Annotated in this window: 14 protein-coding genes; 5 read left to right on the top strand and 9 right to left on the bottom strand. The window is 71.9% G+C overall.

From position 1 onward, the window contains the following. Positions 1-140 precede the first annotated feature (140 nt). Complete coding sequence (locus tag Aut01nite_RS24555) at positions 141-803, top strand: DedA family protein (RefSeq protein ID WP_043522595.1); 663 nt, start codon at positions 141-143, stop codon at positions 801-803. Between the two features lie 445 nt (positions 804-1248). Here Aut01nite_RS24555 and Aut01nite_RS24550 read toward each other — a convergent pair whose 3' ends face one another. Continuing rightward, the gene (locus tag Aut01nite_RS24550; RefSeq protein ID WP_043522597.1) at positions 1249-2358 is read right to left on the bottom strand and encodes an NHL repeat-containing protein; all 1110 of its coding nucleotides are present in this window, start codon (positions 2356-2358) and stop codon (positions 1249-1251) included. A gap of 6 nt (positions 2359-2364) precedes the next feature. Next, on the bottom strand, positions 2365-4299 hold the full coding sequence (locus Aut01nite_RS24545) for an alkaline phosphatase family protein (protein ID WP_052163212.1): 1935 nt from the start codon (positions 4297-4299) through the stop codon (positions 2365-2367). A gap of 108 nt (positions 4300-4407) precedes the next feature. Here Aut01nite_RS24545 and Aut01nite_RS24540 point away from each other — a divergent pair, with 108 nt between their 5' ends. After that, complete coding sequence (locus tag Aut01nite_RS24540; RefSeq protein ID WP_043522845.1) at positions 4408-5439, top strand: glycoside hydrolase family 18 protein; 1032 nt, start codon at positions 4408-4410, stop codon at positions 5437-5439. Here the strand turns inward: Aut01nite_RS24540 and Aut01nite_RS24535 are convergent. The 6 genes from Aut01nite_RS24535 to Aut01nite_RS24510 form a co-directional block, all read right to left on the bottom strand. Further along, positions 5429-6118, bottom strand: coding sequence for a LamG-like jellyroll fold domain-containing protein (locus Aut01nite_RS24535; protein ID WP_052163240.1), 690 nt, complete (start codon positions 6116-6118; stop codon positions 5429-5431). The genes Aut01nite_RS24540 and Aut01nite_RS24535 overlap by 11 nt on opposite strands. Positions 6119-6196: 78 nt before the next feature. Further along, the gene (locus tag Aut01nite_RS24530; protein WP_043522599.1) at positions 6197-6913 is read right to left on the bottom strand and encodes a tetratricopeptide repeat protein; all 717 of its coding nucleotides are present in this window, start codon (positions 6911-6913) and stop codon (positions 6197-6199) included. 127 nt (positions 6914-7040) lie between these two features. Then, positions 7041-8249 (bottom strand): tetratricopeptide repeat protein, encoded by a 1209-nt coding sequence (locus tag Aut01nite_RS24525; protein ID WP_043522600.1) that lies wholly within the window; start codon positions 8247-8249, stop codon positions 7041-7043. Further along, positions 8246-8995: a cyclase family protein gene (locus tag Aut01nite_RS24520; protein ID WP_043522601.1), complete on the bottom strand. Its 750-nt coding sequence runs from the start codon at positions 8993-8995 to the stop codon at positions 8246-8248. Before Aut01nite_RS24520 ends, Aut01nite_RS24525 begins: the two co-directional genes overlap by 4 nt. 10 nt (positions 8996-9005) lie before the next feature. Then, positions 9006-9593 carry a TMEM165/GDT1 family protein gene (locus Aut01nite_RS24515; protein WP_043522603.1) on the bottom strand — a complete coding sequence of 196 codons (588 nt, stop codon included), beginning with the start codon at positions 9591-9593 and terminating at the stop codon, positions 9006-9008. Positions 9594-9847: 254 nt separating this feature from the next. Beyond that, positions 9848-11416 carry an alpha/beta hydrolase gene (locus Aut01nite_RS24510; protein WP_043522604.1) on the bottom strand — a complete coding sequence of 523 codons (1569 nt, stop codon included), beginning with the start codon at positions 11414-11416 and terminating at the stop codon, positions 9848-9850. A gap of 152 nt (positions 11417-11568) precedes the next feature. Between Aut01nite_RS24510 and Aut01nite_RS24505 the strand changes: the two genes are divergently transcribed. Then, entirely contained in the window at positions 11569-12069 is a 501-nt protein-coding gene (locus Aut01nite_RS24505; protein WP_043522606.1) for a hypothetical protein, read from the top strand. On the opposite strand, the gene Aut01nite_RS24500 is transcribed toward Aut01nite_RS24505, so the two are convergent. Further along, positions 12041-13510 carry an APC family permease gene (locus Aut01nite_RS24500; RefSeq protein ID WP_052163241.1) on the bottom strand — a complete coding sequence of 490 codons (1470 nt, stop codon included), beginning with the start codon at positions 13508-13510 and terminating at the stop codon, positions 12041-12043. The genes Aut01nite_RS24505 and Aut01nite_RS24500 overlap by 29 nt on opposite strands. Positions 13511-13655: 145 nt before the next feature. Between Aut01nite_RS24500 and Aut01nite_RS24495 the strand changes: the two genes are divergently transcribed. Then, on the top strand, positions 13656-15887 hold the full coding sequence (locus tag Aut01nite_RS24495) for a putative bifunctional diguanylate cyclase/phosphodiesterase (RefSeq protein ID WP_236642520.1): 2232 nt from the start codon (positions 13656-13658) through the stop codon (positions 15885-15887). A gap of 10 nt (positions 15888-15897) precedes the next feature. Next, the gene (locus Aut01nite_RS24490; protein WP_043522609.1) at positions 15898-16959 is read left to right on the top strand and encodes a glycosyltransferase family 2 protein; all 1062 of its coding nucleotides are present in this window, start codon (positions 15898-15900) and stop codon (positions 16957-16959) included.

The raw sequence follows: 16959 nt of genomic DNA, 5'->3' as shown, positions 1-16959 counted from the left end.
GCGCGGGCAGCTTGCTCCCGACGCGCTCTGATCCGACTTCACGATGATGGCGCCGGCCCGGGTGGGTCGGCGCCATCGTTCGTAAAGGTCTGATCGGGTCCGTGCGGTCGCTGCTCCCTGCTCCGGCTACCGTGTAGCGGATGCCACCTACTGCCGACCTTCCCGGGTTCCTGGACACCGTGGCCCCGATCCTGGACCGCTGGGGTTATCTGGCGATCGGCGGCATCATCGTGGTGGAGAGCTTCGGCGTCCCCGCCCCCGGCCAGACGATCATGGCGGCGGCCTCGATCTACGCGGGCGCCGGCCGGATGAACATCTGGGTCGTCGCGCTGATCTGCTTCGTGACCGCCGTGATCGGCGACAACATCGGGTACTGGATCGGCCTTCGCGGCGGCCGCAAGATCGTCAACCGCTGGGGGAAGTACATCCTGGTCACCCCGGCCCGCCTGGCGAAAGCCGAGGAGTTCTTCGCGCGGCGCGGCAACCGGATCATCGTGGTGGCCCGGTTCATCGACGGTCTGCGGCAACTCAACGGCGTGATCGCCGGGATCACCCGGATGCCGTGGAAGACGTTCCTGCTCTACAACGCGATCGGCGCGGCACTCTGGGTCGGTTTCTGGTGCACGCTCGCCTACCACCTCGGTGCCAACCTCGGGCCGATCATGGGGCACATCCACAAGTACCAGTGGCCGGTCATCGGCATACTCGTCCTCGCCGTCACGACCTACGTGATCCTGCACGTCCGCCACATCCGGCGACGCCGGGCCCGGGCCACGGCCGCCGTCGAGGAGAGCCAGGCCTGACCACGAAGACGGTCCCGCCGCCCGCCAGAGCTGCCGCGACCAGGGCGGCGACCAGCTTCAGCTTTCCCCGCCCGGCGACGATCCCCGGCTTCGCCGCATCGGCTCCGGGCCAGGTTCCGGTCCGCGGGGCTGCTGCCGATCCAGCGTCGGTACGGGGTCCAGCAGTCCCCCGGCTCGCGGCATGCGGGACTGCTGCCGACTCCGCATCGGTACGCCCCCGGACGGCACACCGGCGCAGGTTCGCTGACGGGACGCGGTGGGCGTACCCGGACGTGGGGTTGGCGGGAAGGGGAAGCCGGAAGCCGGGCACGGACCGCAAGCCCTGCAGTCGCCTACCGGAAAGCGGCTGGGAAGAACCGGCGCGGACGAAGGCCGGCGGAAACGACGCGGACGAAGGCGAGGGGAGGCCGGTCGGAAACCGGCGTGGAGGTAGGCGGGGGACGGGCTAGAAGCGGGCGAAGCGGGGGCGGAGCCGGCCGCCGATGGTGGTGAAGTCGCCGCCCGCGTCGAGGGAGCCGGTGGCCGGATCGGTGGTCAGAACGCGTACGCCGATCACGCCGTTGGCCTGGGGGTTCCAGTCGGTGAGGCGGCCGTCGCCGGTGACGGCCGCGAGTTTGACGCGGGGAACGGAGCCGTCCAGGCAGGCGCCCTGCGGGCCGTTGCGGGCGGTCAGGCAGACCCGGTCGAAGTGGCCGCCGATGTAGGCGACGCCGCCGACCGTGGTGATGGCGGTGGTGTCGCCGTCGAAGACGCGCTGCCAGCGGGTGCTGCCGTCGAAGGTGTAGGCGATGGCACGGCCGCCCTGACCGCCGGTGGCCACGTAGACGCCCAGGCTGTCGACGGCGATCGCGTTGACCTCGGCGGCGACCTTGGGGCGGAAGTAGCGGTCCAGGACACCGGTGGTGGCGTGTACGGCGGCGAGGCGGACCGCGAGCCGGTCGGCGTTGACGGTTTTGAAGGCTCCGCCGAGGAGGACGTCCTCGCCGGCGAGCGCGAGGGTGTGCACCCGGTCGTCGGCGCCGGCCTGCCAGCCGGTGTCGAGGGCTCCGGTGGCCAGGGAGAACGCGGCGACGTTGCGGACCGGGCGGCCGCCGACGGCGGTGAGGCTGCCGCCGAGGTAGAGACGGCCGTTGCCGGCGGCCAGGGCGTACGGGGTGCCGGCGATGCCGTGCTGGAACGTCGCGACCGTGCCGGTGAGCGGGTTGATCCGGGCCAGCGCGTCACGTTTCTGGCCGGCGATGCGGTGGAAGTCCCCGGCGGCGTAGACGGCTCCGGGCACGGCGGCCAGTGCCCGGACCGTGCCGTCGGCGGGTGGCGCCCAGCTCAGCAGTTCCCCGGTTCGCCCGTCGAACGCCGCCAGCCGTTCCCGGGGGTGGGTGCGCCCGCCCCAGCCGACCTTGGTGAACGCTCCGCCGACATAGACGGTGCCACCGAGGTAGGCGACCGCGTGAACGGTGCCGTTGAAGGCGGGGGTGGGCCGGGGCGCGGATTCGACAGCCCGGGCGGGAACGGCAGCGGTCAGGACGAACAGCAGGATAAGGGATAACAGGCGCACATGTGGTCAACTCTCCCGGATCAGCGAAAGTCGCGCGGTTTCCGCGGTTCGCAACCCGAGCATGACCTGCCAGTCGATGAGCTGGCGGTGAACCGCGTCCGGGCCGTTCAGATCACCGGTGACCGGCCACGACGCCGGATGCACCAGCATCGCGTCGGTCTGCCAGCCGCCGAGGCCGCCGTGGGAGCCGACCAGCTCCTCGAACGCGGCCACCTCCTGCGTCTCCGAATCGACCGAGCTGATCACCACGAGGTCGCCGACGTGCGCGGCGCTCTGGTGGCGCAGCAGGTCGGCGCAGGCGTGCGGCCCGTACGGCAGCAGCGGATCGAGGCCGGCGACCGTGCCGTCCCGGAGCCGGTGGGAGCCGCCCGGCCCGTACGCCATCGGTCCGTCCGTGCCCTGCACCACCACGATTCCGATGCCCGGATGGGTGGCCAGCCCGCTGATCAGCCGCGGGTGGGCGTGCTCGATGGCGCGCTGGTCGGCCCGGTGCGGGATGCCGGTCAGATAGAGCAGGGCCAGGTTGCCCGACGACACCACCAGCACGTCGTCGGCGAGCCGGCCGACCACCTCGTCCAGGGTCTCGCCGTACCGCTGACGGAACGTGGCGCCCTGGCTCTGCCCGTGGTCGGAGAGCACCACCAGGTGATAGTCGCGGGCGGCCTCCGGGGCCAGCCGGTCGAGCACGCCGAGCATCCGGTCCAGGCTCTCCAGCTGGCGCATCGACTCCGGCCGGGCCGGACCGGCGTGGTGCGCCACCTCGTCGTAGTCGACCAGGTCGCAGTAGACGACCGGGACGCCGCGGGCCATCTGCTCGGCGACGAGCGAGATGTTGACGTCGCGCAGCAGCATCGAGGCGGGCCGCAGGGCCAGGTACGCGCCGGATCGGCTCACCCGCGGCTGCAGATTGCGGCGGCGCTGCTGACGGGCCTGGTGCAGTTCGGTGAAGACCTCGGCGACGCCCAGCACCAGGGCACGGGTGAAACCGTAGGGCGAGGCCATGAACGCGGCCCACCCCTTGGCGGTACGGCCGGGCAGCGCCGCGTGACTGATGGTCAGCAGGCTGGTGGCCGCGTCGCCGCTGAACGCGTTGCTGATGCTCACCCCGCCGTCGCGCAGCAGCCCGCGGCCGTCGCTGAGCCGGGACTCGATGACGGCGGCGTCACGGGGGCGGCTGGAGACCATCAGACGGCCGGTCTCCTTCTCGTACCAGCGGAAGGCGGGGATCTGCCGGGACGCGCCGTGCAGGATGCCGGCCTGGGAGGCGGGCGTGGTCGACGGCAGGCCGGTGTGCCAGCCGCGGACGGTGTGACTGCCGGTGCGCAGCCAGTGGCCCAGGATCGGCAGGTTCCCGGCCCGGATCGCCCACCGCAGCACCGGCTCGGCGACCCCGTCCCACTGCACGATCAGCAGGCCCGGCTCGGTGCCCGGCGGCAGCCGGCGGAACGGCAGCATCCGGTGGGCGGACCGGCTGTGCTTGCCCGGCCATGCTCTCCCGGTCCTTGCTCCGCTGCGGTGCAGTCGATCATGGCGGCGGACCCCGCGCATCAGACGGCGGGCCTCCCGCACGAACGTGTCGTCGCTGCCGCTGTCCGCCATCCAGTCGATCAGCGCGGCGACGACCACCGCCAGGATCGCGGCGGTCACCAGGTTGGGCAGGCCGCTGATCCGGTCGCCCGGGTCGAACCGCAGCGCCACGACCATCACCACGACCTGCGCGACCACACCGAGCAGCATGGCCGCCCAGCCGCCGAGCACGGTGATGCCGATCAGCAGCAGCGGGCGCAGCACCGCGCCGACCACCGCGACCAGCACCACCAGGCCGAGGGTGTCGACGATGTCGGTGCCGGCCACGCCGGGCATCAGCCAGAGGGTGAGGGTGAGCACCACGAACGTGGTGATGGCGCTGCGCAGGACGGCACGGGCCCGGGTGAGCATCATGGCCACGTCTCGACGATTACACACCCGGGCACCTGTACCCGAACGGGCGAACGAATGGTCATCCACGGCACAGGTGCGGATAGCTTCGAACCGGTGCGCTTGCGGTGGATGTTCTTTCCGATCCTGGCTCTGCTTCTGGCCGCGTGTTCCGAGCCGCCGCCACGGGAGAAGCGGAAGCTGCTCGTGGTGGGCTATCTGACGGAGTGGGCGGCGTACGACCGGGGTTACCGGGATGTGGACGCCGCGAAGCTGTCCCACGTCAAATACGCGTTCGGCAAGGTGGATCGCGGCAAGTGCGCGGTCGGGGACGCCTGGGCGGCGTATCGGAAGCCGGATGGGAATTTCGGCCAGATCCGGAGGATGAAGGAGCGGAACCCGGCGCTCAAGGTCGTCTGGTCCTTCGGCGGCTGGAACGGCTCGGCCGGTTTCACCGAGGCGGCGAAGGACCCCGCCGGATTCGCGTCATCGTGCCGGAGACTCCTCGAAGACCCCCGCTGGGCCGGGCTGTTCGACGGCATCGACATCGACTGGGAGTACCCGAACGCCTGCGGCAAGGTCTGCGACTCCAGCGGTCCCGGGGCGCTGACCAGCCTGCTCGCGGCGCTGCGGGCCGAGTTCGGGCCGGCGGGACTGATCACCGCGGCGATTCCGGCGGACCCCGGGAAGCTGCGCGCGGCCGACTACGCGGGGGCGGCCCGGCACGTGGACTGGCTCGCGGCGATGACCTACGACTACTTCGGGACGAAGGGGCCGGCTGAGGCTCCGCATTCGGCGCTCACCTCGTACCCCGGAATCCCGCGGGAGACCGCCACCGCCGAGGCGACCGTGACCACGCTGCTCGAGCTCGGTGTGCCGGCCGCGAAGCTGCTGCTCGGGGTGGGGTTCTACGGGCGCGGCTGGACCGGGACCGAGCACGGCATGGAGGACTACCGGGTGCTGGCCGAGCGCTGCCCGCCGACCGGGACGATCGGCGGGACGGCGTACGCGCGATGCGGCTCCCAGTGGTGGTCCTACGACACTCCGGCGACGATCGCGGGGAAGGTGTCGTTCGCCCGGGACCGTGGTCTGGCCGGGGTGTTCGCGTGGGAGCTGTCCGGTGACAGCGCGGACGCGGCGCTGCTGACCGCGCTCAGCGGCTGATCCGTACCCAGACGTTGTCGAGTATCCCGTTGAACTGGTCGTTGTCACGGTAGGCGCCCTTCGCCCCGATGCTCAGCGGCAGCCCGTTGGAGACCGACAGACCGGCCGGGACCGTGGTCCGGCCGCGTGCCACGTCGTCGACGTAGACCTCGAGCACCGTGCCGGTCCGCTGGCAGCGCAGCCGGTGCCAGCGGCCGTCGGCGGCGGTCACCGAACTGCGCGCCACCCGGATGGTGGACCGCCGGGTGCCGACGAGCACGCAGCTGGGATGACCGGCCGCCCCGTCGATCTGCAGCTTGTACTGGCTGCCGGTGGTGGAGTAGCCCTTCTGCAGCACGTTCTGGCCCTGGCTGGTCTGGCCCGGGGCGAGCAGCACGTCGGCGCCGAAGGCCAGGTCACGGGTGCCCGGGTCGAGGTCGGTGGAGTCGACGCTCTGCAGCACGACGTGCGGGCAGACCGGGCGGGTGCACTTGGCCGGGAAGGCGATCGCGGAGCCGGGGCCGTGCGCGACCGGGCGGACCCGGCCGCCCTGGACCGCGATGACACGCAGCGTGTGCCCGTTGCCGGACTCGTCGAGGATGCTGCTGGACCGTCCGTTGAAGCCGTAGTGCGCGGTCATCTCGGTGACCGGCACCGGATCCGCCGCCCGCGCCGGGCTCCCGGCGACGGTCACGCTCATCAGGGCCAGGGTCACAGCCGACAAACACGATTGCATGCCCGAATTATTACTTGTGGGGTATTGTGCGGCGACTTTGGCTCAGGGGCGGTACTCCTCCGGCCGTACCGGCTTGCTGTCGCCCTTGCGGCCGAACAGCTTCCAGGCGCGCTTCCTCTTCTCCGCCACCGGCGCCACCGCCTCGCCGTTCAGCACGTCCAGGCGATGCCGGGCGACCGGGTTCCCCGGCTCCAGCCGCAACGACGTCATCAGCGCCTGCCGGGCCTGATCGACGTGCCCGAGCGCGGCCAGCGCCACCCCGTGCGTGAAGTAGTAGTGCGCCTCGTTCGGGTCGAGCCCCACCGCCGTCCGCGCGGCCTGCTCGGCATCCCCGAGCTGCCGGTCCGCGGCGAGCAGCGCCCACGCCACCCGGTCGTGCCACAGCGGGTTCTTCGGCTCCACGACGACCGCCCGGTACGCCATGGTCATCGCCTCCTCGTGCCGCCCCAGCAGGGTCAGCGCCCGGCTCGCGATGGCCAGCGGCCGCGGATCCTCCGGCGCCAGGTCGACCGCCCGGCTCGCCGCGTCCAGCGCCGGCTCCACCTGGTCCAGCGCCAGCCGGATCCGGGCCATCAGGATCCACCCCGGCGCCGACTCCGGGCGGTTCGCCAGCACCGGCGTCAACAGCTCGGCGGCCTTCTCCGGCTGCAGGTGCTCGAACAGGGCGGCGGACCGCGCGATCCCGAGATCGTTCGGATCCGCGAAAGCCACCGCGGCTTCGGTCTGATTCAGCGCCGGGGAGGAGGCGAGCTCGGTCATCGGTCCGCTCCGGGAACACCGTTGGGGATCACGAAGACCCGATCGGCAGACGACACCCGATTCTTAGGACCTTTCTCCTGTACGGGCTGTCACGGGACCTTGGGTGGCCCGTACGAGGAAAGGGTCTTCAGGAGGGACGCAGACGGCGGCGCGCGATGACCGCCAGGCAGCCCGCGGTGATCGCGAAGGCGGCGGCAGCCGCGGGGAGACGCCAGGACGGCGACAGGGTGTCGGTCGACAGCGCGCCGACCGAGACGGCGGCGCAGGCCCCGGCGATCAGGACCAGCGAGTGGGTGGCCAGACCCCGGCCGGATTCGCCGGGCTCGTCGAGTGGGGCGGTGAGCAGGCGCACCGCGAAACCGGCGAGGGTGGCGGTGCCGAGCAGCACGGGCAGCCAGGCGGCCGGCGCGACCAGGGAGATCAGCAGCGGGAACACGGCGACGCCGGCGGCCGGCACGGCGATCCGCTGGCGGCCCTGGGTGAGCAGATCCCGCAGGTAGGCACGCAGCGTCGGGTCGAGACGGGTCAGGAAGTATCCGGCGTAGGCGGTGGGGGCCAGCGCCGCGGCGGCGGCCAGCAGACGGGCGGCGCCGGGTGAGGTCTCGGTGAAACGCCAGCCCAGGTAGGCCAGCAGCACCAGGATGATCGCCGTGTAGACCAGGAACTGGCGCAACGCGACGTCGAGCAGGAAGCGGCTGGCCTCCTGACGGGGGTCGGCCCGCAGCGCGCCGGCCAGCCCGGACACCCCGCGGGCCAGCCGGCCCAGGGCGAACGGGCTGTGTCGCGCCACGTCCAGGACGGCCAGCTCGTGCCGGGCGACCGCGTGGTCCGGGGACAGGGCGAGCGCGTCGCGGAGCGCCTGACCGGCCCGGTCGAGCAGGTTCAGCTGTTTCATCACCATGGCGTAGGTGATCCGGAAGTCGGCTTCCCGCGGATCCAGCCGGATCGCCTCACGGGCGGCGTGCTCGGCCTCGACCGAGTGCCGGCCGTCCTCCAGCAGGGCCCAGGCCAGGCGGTTGTGCCGGTACGGGTTCTCCGGCTGGAGTTCCGCCGCGGCCCGCGCCGTGGCGATCGCCTCGTCGTGCCGGCCCCTCTCGGTGTGCACCCGGCTGAGCGCGCCGAGCGCCTCCGGCCAGTCCGGTGCGTGTTCGACGGCGCGGCGGGCCAGTTCGTCGGCGAGGTCCGGCTTCTTCAGGGCGAGCTGGGCGTGGGTCATCAGGACGAGCGCGGGGACGTGGTCGGGTTCGGCGGCGAGGATCGGGGCGAGGAGAGCGGCGGCCGCGGCGGGTTCGCCGCGGCCGAGCCGGATCCGGGCCAGGTCCAGGTTCTCCGTCATGCTCCCTCTTCGTCGGCGGGCACGGTGGCGTAGGCGCGGACCTGGTGTGCGCCGTAGCAGTGTTCCCGGACCGGCACCGCGGTGAAGCGGGCGCCGAGCGGCGGAAGTTCGCGCAGGTTGGTGAGGTTCATGACGACCGGGATGCGCGCGTCGGCCAGGGCCTCGAAGACGGAGAGCTCCCACTCCGCGTCGACACCGACCACCGCGGCACCACCCGCGGCCAGGAACTCGGCGCCGTCACGGGTCAGGTAGGGACTCTCGGAGCGGTACGAGGCGGTGCCCCACCGCCGGTCGCCGCCGGTGTGCAACAGGACCGCCCGGCCGGTGACGGTCACGTCGGCGAGCAGGTCGGCCGTGATGCCGGGGTCGGTGCCGACCGACCGCACCACTACCGCGGGCAGACCGGCGAAACGGTCCAGGGGCACGGTCGCCACATCGAACGGAGTGTTCATCATGGTGCCGCGCCTGCGGTCCGGCCCGTCCGCGGTGATCTGGCTCAGGTCGATGTACCGGACCCGCCCGCCCGGGTGGTCCCCGGCCGGCGGGTGCGGTTCGGCGACGATCCGGATGTCGCTGACCTTGGCCGACTCGATCCGCTGCGGGGCGAGCGCGGCGGCCAGCAGGTCGACGATCTCGGTCTCGGTGACGTCGGCGTGCGGGATGAACAACCGGAAGCCTCGCGCCCGCAGTTCGCCCCCGCCGTCGAGGGCTACTTCGGCGTCGAACTCGGCCCGGTACTCCAGCACGGCGGCTCCCCTATCGCAGTTCGATCACGCCTTCGGTGATCAACCAGATGCCGAAGATAGCGAAGAGTGCGGCGGCTCCGTACTTGATGACCTTTTCGGGTAGATGACGGCCGAGGTATCGACCGACCAGAATGGCGAGCGCGTCGGCCGCGACCATGCCGATGGTGGAGCCGATCCAGGTGCCGAACCAGCCGTGCTGGGTGGCCAGCGTGATGGTCGCCAGCATGGTCTTGTCACCCAGTTCGGCCAGGAAGAACGCGCCGCCGACAGCCAGGATCGCGGAGCCGGTGGAGCGTTCCGCCTTGCCCTTCTCCTCGTCGGTCAGCTTGTCGCCGCGCAGCGTCCAGGCGCCGAAACCGAGGAAGGCGACACCGGCGATCAGCGAGATCCAGCCGGTCGGGATGGCGGCGCCGAGCCCGACCCCGATACCGACGGAGACCAGGTGCACCACGGCGGTGGCGACGGTGATGCCGATCAGCACCGGCATGGTCTTGAAGCGAGTGGCGAACGTCATCGCCATGAGCTGGGATTTGTCGCCGAGTTCGGCGACGAAGATGACCGCGAAGCTGATGCCCAGCGCGGCGAGGAACTCTTCCACGAAAACTCCCGGTGGCACACGACCGGGCGTTCGGGCGCAGGGCGACCTCGACCCGGCCGTCATCGAATACAGCCTGGTCGAAGGTCTCGCTCGCCCCGTTTGCACGAGGCCGCGCGGCCGGACCCCGGAGATCCGGAATCAGTATGTCGACCGCGACGTTGGGAGCTACTCCCCTTCGCGGGACCGAGCTTAGCCCAGGACCAGCGATGAGACCCGGTGGCGTACGCCACCGGGCCTCATCGTCGACGCGGGCGTCAGCGGATGCCGCGTTGCAGCCGCAGGCGTTCGCCGAGCGGGTTCGCCTTCTTGCCGGCCGGCAGCGGGGTCGGCTTGGCGATCGGCTCGCACTGCTTGTCCGAGCGGTCCGCCTTGACCCGGCCGGGCAGCGCGCCGGTCAGCAGGTAGTCGGCGATGGTGTTGTCCACGCAGGCGTTGCCGAACAGCGAGCCGGCGTGGGTGGTGCCGTCGACGCCTTCGAGCAGGACCGAGCGCGGGAAGCGGCGGCGGGCCTCCAGGGCGCCGGAGTACGGCGTGGCCGCGTCGAGCGTCTCGCTGATCAGCAGGATCGGCGGGGCCTTGCTGCCGTCCACCTCGAGCGGCCGGCCGGCGTCGGCGGCCCAGTGCCGGCAGGGCGCGTTGTACCAGGCGTTGCCCCAGGTCTCGAACGGCGCCTTCTTGTGCACCCGCCAGTTGTCCCGGGCCCATTTGCGCCAGTCGGAAGGCCACGGCGCGTCGGTGCACTGGACGGCCAGGTAGACGGCGTACCCGTTGTCGGAGCCCTCGGCCTGCGGGTGGTTCTCGTCGTACAGCCGCTTGAGCCCGGTCGCGTCCTTACGGTGCACCCAGGCGGAGAAGGCCCGCGCGGTCTCCTCCCAGCCGAAGATGTAGTAGCCGGGCTGCAGGAAGACGTCGGTCAGCTCGGCCGGGCCGATCTCGCCGGCCGGCTTCCTCGTCAGCGCGGCGAGCTGCTGGTAGTACTGCTTCTCCACAGCGGCTGCGGTGCGCCCCAGGTGGTAGACCGCGTCGTACTTGGCGATCCAGGCGAAGTACACCTTGATCGTCTTGTCGAAGGCGAGGTCCTGGTCGAGGTTGGCCTGGTACCAGACCCGGCGCGGGTCGACCACGCCGTCCAGGACCATCCGGTGCACCCGCTCGGGGTGGCGGGTGGCGTAGACCTGGCCGAGGTAGGTGCCGTACGAGAAGCCGTAGAAGCTGATCTTCTCGGCGCCGAGCGCCTGGCGGAGGCTGTCGATGTCCCGGACGGTGTCCTCGGTGCGCATGTGGTCCAGCAGCGTGCCGCCGGCTTTGGCGCAGGCGGCCGCGTACGCCGTGGTCCGCGCATGCCACGCCTTCTCGCTCGCCCGGTCGGACGGCACGTACGCGGGCCGGTTGTACCCGGCGTACTTGCTGTCACAGGTGAGCTTGGGCCGGCTCGCGCCCACCCCGCGCGGGTCGAAGCCGATCCAGTCGTACGCCGCGCCGCCCTGTTTCGGCACGTGCCGCCCGAGCGCCGCCAGGCCGCGCCCGGAGCCGCCCGGACCGCCCGGGTTGATCAGCATGACGCCCTGGCGCTTGTCGGCCGACACGGTCGCCTTCACCCGCGCGACGGCGAGTTCGATCTTGCGCCCTTGAGGCTTCGTGTAGTCCAGCGGGACGGAGAGATATCCGCATTCGGCGCCGTGCGATTTGAGGGTGCTGTCGGTGCAGGCGCTCCATGCGATCGGCGCCGGTCCGACGCGCACCGTCTCGGCCCGCGCCCCGGTGACCGTGGCGCCGACCGCGGCGAGCGCTACCGCGGCGGCGGCCGCCCAGATTCTTCTCATGCCCACATGCTGTGGGGCCGGTCGTCACCTATCACCCGTCCACGCCGGGTTACCCCCTCAAAAGGTGGTTTTTCCGGCGGAAACCATCCACTCGGACGTGCCGCCCCGAATTCCGCACCGGGAGGTGGTCTCATTTGCGACCATTGCGAACCATGGACGAGTTCTGGGTCCACCCGCGGCTGGGGACGGCAACTCGGGATGGTCAGCAGCCCCGGTTCTACCTGCGGGCCCTGCAGCACGCCGTGCACCGGCTCGACGCGGACCCACGCTGGCAGCAGTGGTGGCGCGGGTCCGGCTGCCGCGGCTGCGAGCTCGGCATCGTCACCGAGGGCCGGCTCGACCACCTGCGCCCCAGCGCCGACATCCGCCGCGTCGACGACCGGTTGCGGGCCAACTTCACCTGCGCGCTGCCGCCGGCCGGGACCGGCCGGGACGAGCTGGCCCGGCTGGCGTCCACCGAGGTCCGCACCATGTTCGAGGTGATCCGGGAGGCGATGGCGCTGCCCGCCCTGCCACCGACCCCGGCGCCGACCGCCCCGCCCGAGGACGCCGGCGAGGTCCCGGTGACGGCCAAGAGCCTGCCGTCGATCCCCCGCGAACTGGAGCCGCAGGGCTATCTGACCCTCACCCAGGTCCAGGACTTCTTTGGGTGATCCGCTCCGGGCGGTGCGCGCCCGGGTCACGTTGCCGCGGGATCCGCGGCGCGGCGGCACTCGGGCGGCCCACCAGCAGGGCATGCCCCACACCCACCAGCACACCCACCGCAAGACCGGCGGGAATCGCCTTGACCAAGGCGAACCCGGCCGGCATCCCGAGCAGCGCGGGCAGGTCGCCGAAAGCCAGGAACGCCACCGCCCCCAGGGACACCAGGGCCAGGACGGGCGCGAGAAAGCGGCCCCAGAGCCCTTCCGGCCCGGGCACCCGATTCAGATGCAGCAGCGTGGCGAGCGCCGCGAGCAGCAACACCACCAGCAGGCTCAGCGCGCCGCCGACGATCAGCCACCGCGCGGTCCGCGGCCCCGGACCCGCGCCGGCCGCCCAGGCGCCCGCCAGTGCGGCGCCCGCGATCAGCGACTGGGTCACCGAGGCGGCGCGCGGCGCGGCGGTCCGCCGCCGGACGTCGCCCAGCACGCCGGGCAGCGCCCCCTCCCGGCCGAGGGCGAACAGGTAGCGGGCGATCACCTGGTGCAGCGCGAGGATCCCGGCCAGCACCCCGGCGAACAGGACGAACCGGCCGAGCGTGACGGCCCACGGGGCGAGCCGCCCGGCGGCCAGATCGAAGAGCAGCTCGGCGCCGCGGGTGTCGGCGACCGTGGCGGCCCGGTCCGGCCCTGCGGCGACGATCATCGTCCACGAGACGCCGCCCAGCAGCAACGCGATCAGCAGGACCGCACCGTAGCCGCCGAAACCGGCGCTGCGGCGTGGCTGGAAGCCCTCCTCGGCGTACCCGGCGGTGGACTCGAAACCGGCGAAGGCCAGCACCGCGACGGCCAGCAGCAGCCCGACAGCGGACCGGTCGAGCGCCGGCCAGCCGGCGAGCAGGATGGAATCGGTTGTCACCCGGCCGCCGAACGGCTGCAGCACCCCCGCCGCGCCGATCCCGGCGAGCACGGTCGCCTGGGCCACCGCGAGCAGGCCGAGCACCCCGGCGGCGACCTCGATCCGCATGGGCCCGCAGATCGCGACGACCGCCCAGCAGGCCGCCGCCACCGCCCACCACGGCGCGGTCAGACCGAGGAAACTGCTGAGCAGCGGGGCCGCGGTCAGACCGGCCAGCGCGTAGAGACCGAACTGGATCGTCTGGTAGCCGGCGATCGCCAGCCAGGCGGCGGCGAGCCCGGCCGGGCGGCCGAGGCCCAGGGTGACATGCGAATACGCCACGCCGGAGCTGGGCAGCCGGCGGATCATCGCGGCCTGGCCGGCGCAGAAGAGCAGCAGGATCAGGCCGGCGACGGCGCAGGTCCAGGGCACCAGGGGGCCGGCACCCGCGGCCAGGACATCGGGGATCACGGTGACGAGGGTGACGATCGGGGCGGCCGCGGCCAGGCCCAGAAAGGCGATCGAGGCGGCACCGACACGACCGGACGCCAACATCTCCACGGATCCATTCAGACCCACCCGACCGGCTTTGACAACCGTACGTACCGGCAGCCTGACCGTTCGTGACCAGGTTGGCACGAACCCCGGGCGGCTTGCCCGTTTCCCTCAACTGCAGGTTCCGGTAGCCGACTGCAACCATGTGCTCGCCACCCAGCAATTGACGGAGTTCCTCGCCGTGGTAGCCGACCGGCCGGACGAGGCCGCGGCACAGCACGCCGCGGTCGAGTGCGCGCTCCGGGCGCTCGACGCCGACCTCGCGGTTCTCGCGGTCGACGGTGGCGTGGCCGCCGCGGTCGGGCTGCCCGCCGACGAGATCCCCGCCTACGCGCTGACCGCCGGCTACCTGGTCGGCCACCCCGCCACGCTCCGCACCGGCGACGGCTTCGAGTACCTGCTCGCGGTCGCGCCGCTGGGTGGCTCGTCCTCCGGCATGCTGGTGATCGGCCGTACCTCGGCCGCCTTCACCGACGAGGAGGTCTGCCTGCTCCGCGGCATGGCCCGGGTCCTGGAGCTGAGCCTGCAGGCGCTCCAGCTGGTCGAGACCGAACGGCGGCTGCTCGACTCGATGCAGCGCCGGCAGCGGCTCTTCGACCACCTCAGCGCGGTTCAGCGGTCGATCGCCCGGCGGGAGCCGCTGCGGCAGATCCTGGACCAGGTCGCCGCCGGGGTCGGCGACCTGCTGGAGGTCGACGTCGCCGGGCTCACCGTGCTGGAGAACGACGACCCGGGCCGGATGAGCGTGGTCTCGTCCTTCGGCATCCCGGTCACGGCATTGGAACGGATGCAGCGGATGCCGATCGCCACCCTCGGGGTCGCCGGGCTGGCGATCATGGGTGACGAGCTGGTGGCCGTGGACGACTACGCCAGCTCGCCGATCGCGGTGCCGGAACTGGTGCACGAGCACCGGATCAAGAGCGTGATGGCCGTACCGGTGCACGAGAACGGCGTCGTGGTCGGCGCCATGTTCGCCGGGACACACCGCGAGCCGCGGGTGTGGGACCCGGCCGCTCAGGAGATGCTGCTGGCCTTCGCCGAGCACGCCAGCCTGGCCGTCACCGACGCCCGGACGCTGCGCGAGATGAACGCGTCGTTCCACGACACGCTGACCGGGCTGGCCAGCCGCTCACTCTTCGTCACCCGGATGGAGCACGCGCTCGGCGCGGACCGCGCCGGTGGCGCCGCCACGCTGCTGATCGGCCTGGACCGGTTCAAGATGATCAACGACGCGCTCGGCCACAGCTCCGGTGACCGGCTGCTGGCCGCGGTCGCCGACCGGCTGCGGGAGTGCCTGCGCACCGACGACACCGCGGCCCGGCTGGGCGGGGACGAGTTCGCCGTGCTGCTGCCGGAGGCCGGCTCGGTGGAGGCCGCGGTCCCGGTGGCCCGGCGGATCGTGACCGCGATGCGCGAGCCGTTCGACCTGGACGGCCGGGAGACGTTCGTGACGTGCAGCATCGGCGTCGCCTTCGGTGAGGCCGGCCGACACGACGCCCAGGAGCTGCTGGTCCGCGCCGACCTGGCGATGTTCGAGGCCAAGAAGAAGGGCAAGGACCAGTACGCGGTCTTCGAGCCGTCGATGCGCGAGTCCTTCCAGCGTCACCTGGAGATGGAGGCCGACCTGCGCCGGGCCGTGCTGCGGCACGAGTTCCAGCTGCGGTTCCAGCCGATCGTACGGCTGGCCACCGGGGAGATCTCCGGTCTGGAGGCGCTGGTCCGGTGGCAGCACCCGGAGCGCGGGATGATCCCGCCGCTGGACTTCATCCCGCTGGCCGAGGAGACCGGGATGATCGTCCCGATCGGCGAGTGGGTGCTGCGGGAGGCGTGCCGGCAGGCCGCCCGCTGGAACGAGCGGCGCGGTCCGGAGGCCCCGCTCACGGTGAGCGTGAACCTCTCCGCGGTGCAGCTGGAACGCGCCGACCTGCCGGACGTGGTCAGCTCGGCGCTGACCGAGAGCGGCCTGCCGGCCCGCTGTCTGGTGATCGAGCTGACCGAGTCGTTGCTCGTCGACCACCGGCAGGAGACGCTGGACCGGCTGGGGGCGATCAAGGCCCTCGGGGTACGCCTGGCGATCGACGACTTCGGCACCGGTTACTCGTCGCTGGCCTACCTGCGGCGGTTCCCGGTGGACATCATCAAGATCGACAAATCGTTCGTCGACGACATCGGCGACGTGCCGGCCGCCGCGTCGCTGACCCTCGGCATCATCCAGCTCGGCCAGGCGCTCCAGCTCTCCACGGTGGCCGAGGGGATCGAGGACGCCGGGCAGCTCAGCGAGCTCGCCGACGGCAATTGCGAGCTCGGCCAGGGCTACTACTTCGCCGAGCCGCTCACCACCGATGCGATGCAGGAGTTGCTGTTCCGGGAGAGCTAAGGTTGCGCGCATGACCGTTCAGCTCTCCGTCGTGGTGCCCGTCTACGGGGTCGAGCGATATCTCTACGAGTGCCTGGACTCGATCCGTGCCGGTCTGACACCGGAGGAGAACGCGCGGGTCGAGGTCGTCGCCGTCGACGACGCCTCCCCCGACTCGTGCGGCGAGATGCTGGACGCCTATGCCGCCCGGCACGGCAACCTCCGGGTGCGCCACCTGACCGAGAACGTGGGTCTCGGCCTGGCCCGCAACGCGGGTCTGGCCGAGGCCACCGGCGAGTTCGTCTGGTTCGTCGACAGCGACGACGTGCTGCCCGCGGGCTCCACCCGCGCCGTGCTGGAGCGGCTGCGCGAGACCACGCCCGACGTGCTGCTCATCGATCACCTGCGGGTGCACGACGACGGCCGTGTGGAGGTCGACGCGAGCTCCCCGGTGCTGTCCGGCCCGCACACCCTGGAGAACCTGCTCGGTCTCCAGCACACCGCGTGGAATCGGATCGTCCGTCGCGAGTTCCTGACGGAGAACGGTCTGGAGTTCCCCCCGGGGTGGTATGAGGACGTGCCGTTCACCAAGCCCGTGCTGATCGCCGCCCGGAGCATCGCCGTGCTCGACCGGGTCTGCTACCACTACCGGATCGGCCGGGCCGGCGCGATCACCGCGACCCGCAGCGAGCGGCATTTCGAGGCCTTCGAGCAATATGACCGGCTGCACGAGTGGCTCGCCGCCCGCGACGTGCCGGACTCGGTGCGACACCGGATGTTCACCTTGACGATGAACCATCTGATGGTCGTCGCGGGCAACGACACCCGGGTGCTGCCGGTCCACCGGCGCGCGTTCTTCCACCGCATCGTGCAGCTGTACCGGCGCCACCAACCGGCCGGTTACCAGGCGCCGGGCGGCGCGGCCGGCCTCAAGATCCGTCTCGTCGCCGCCGGCAACTACAGCATGTACGCGGCGCTCCGAGCCGGTTACCGGGTTGCCGGGCTACGCCGTCGATCCATGCAACGGACACCTCCCGTTAACCCGGGGGCCGCGTCCACGTCGCAAACGGGCCAGACCACGTCCATACGTTGA

Source organism: Actinoplanes utahensis (genome assembly GCF_016862455.1).
GTDB classification, from domain to species: domain Bacteria; phylum Actinomycetota; class Actinomycetes; order Mycobacteriales; family Micromonosporaceae; genus Actinoplanes; species Actinoplanes utahensis.
Note: the sequence above shows the minus strand (reverse complement) of the source record. Positions and strands in the feature narration are given on the sequence as shown.

What these genes read in the sequence shown, in the direction of transcription:
- Aut01nite_RS24555 (WP_043522595.1), top strand. Translation starts at nt 141, where the DNA reads ATGCCACCTACTGCCGACCTTCCCGGGTTCCTGGACACCGTGGCCCCG.
- Aut01nite_RS24545 (WP_052163212.1), bottom strand. Translation starts at nt 4,299, where the DNA reads ATGATGCTCACCCGGGCCCGTGCCGTCCTGCGCAGCGCCATCACCACG.
- Aut01nite_RS24540 (WP_043522845.1), top strand. Translation starts at nt 4,408, where the DNA reads ATGTTCTTTCCGATCCTGGCTCTGCTTCTGGCCGCGTGTTCCGAGCCG.
- Aut01nite_RS24535 (WP_052163240.1), bottom strand. Translation starts at nt 6,118, where the DNA reads ATGAGCGTGACCGTCGCCGGGAGCCCGGCGCGGGCGGCGGATCCGGTG.
- Aut01nite_RS24530 (WP_043522599.1), bottom strand. Translation starts at nt 6,913, where the DNA reads ATGACCGAGCTCGCCTCCTCCCCGGCGCTGAATCAGACCGAAGCCGCG.
- Aut01nite_RS24525 (WP_043522600.1), bottom strand. Translation starts at nt 8,249, where the DNA reads ATGACGGAGAACCTGGACCTGGCCCGGATCCGGCTCGGCCGCGGCGAA.
- Aut01nite_RS24510 (WP_043522604.1), bottom strand. Translation starts at nt 11,416, where the DNA reads ATGAGAAGAATCTGGGCGGCCGCCGCCGCGGTAGCGCTCGCCGCGGTC.
- Aut01nite_RS24505 (WP_043522606.1), top strand. Translation starts at nt 11,569, where the DNA reads ATGGACGAGTTCTGGGTCCACCCGCGGCTGGGGACGGCAACTCGGGAT.
- Aut01nite_RS24500 (WP_052163241.1), bottom strand. Translation starts at nt 13,510, where the DNA reads ATGTTGGCGTCCGGTCGTGTCGGTGCCGCCTCGATCGCCTTTCTGGGC.
- Aut01nite_RS24490 (WP_043522609.1), top strand. Translation starts at nt 15,898, where the DNA reads ATGACCGTTCAGCTCTCCGTCGTGGTGCCCGTCTACGGGGTCGAGCGA.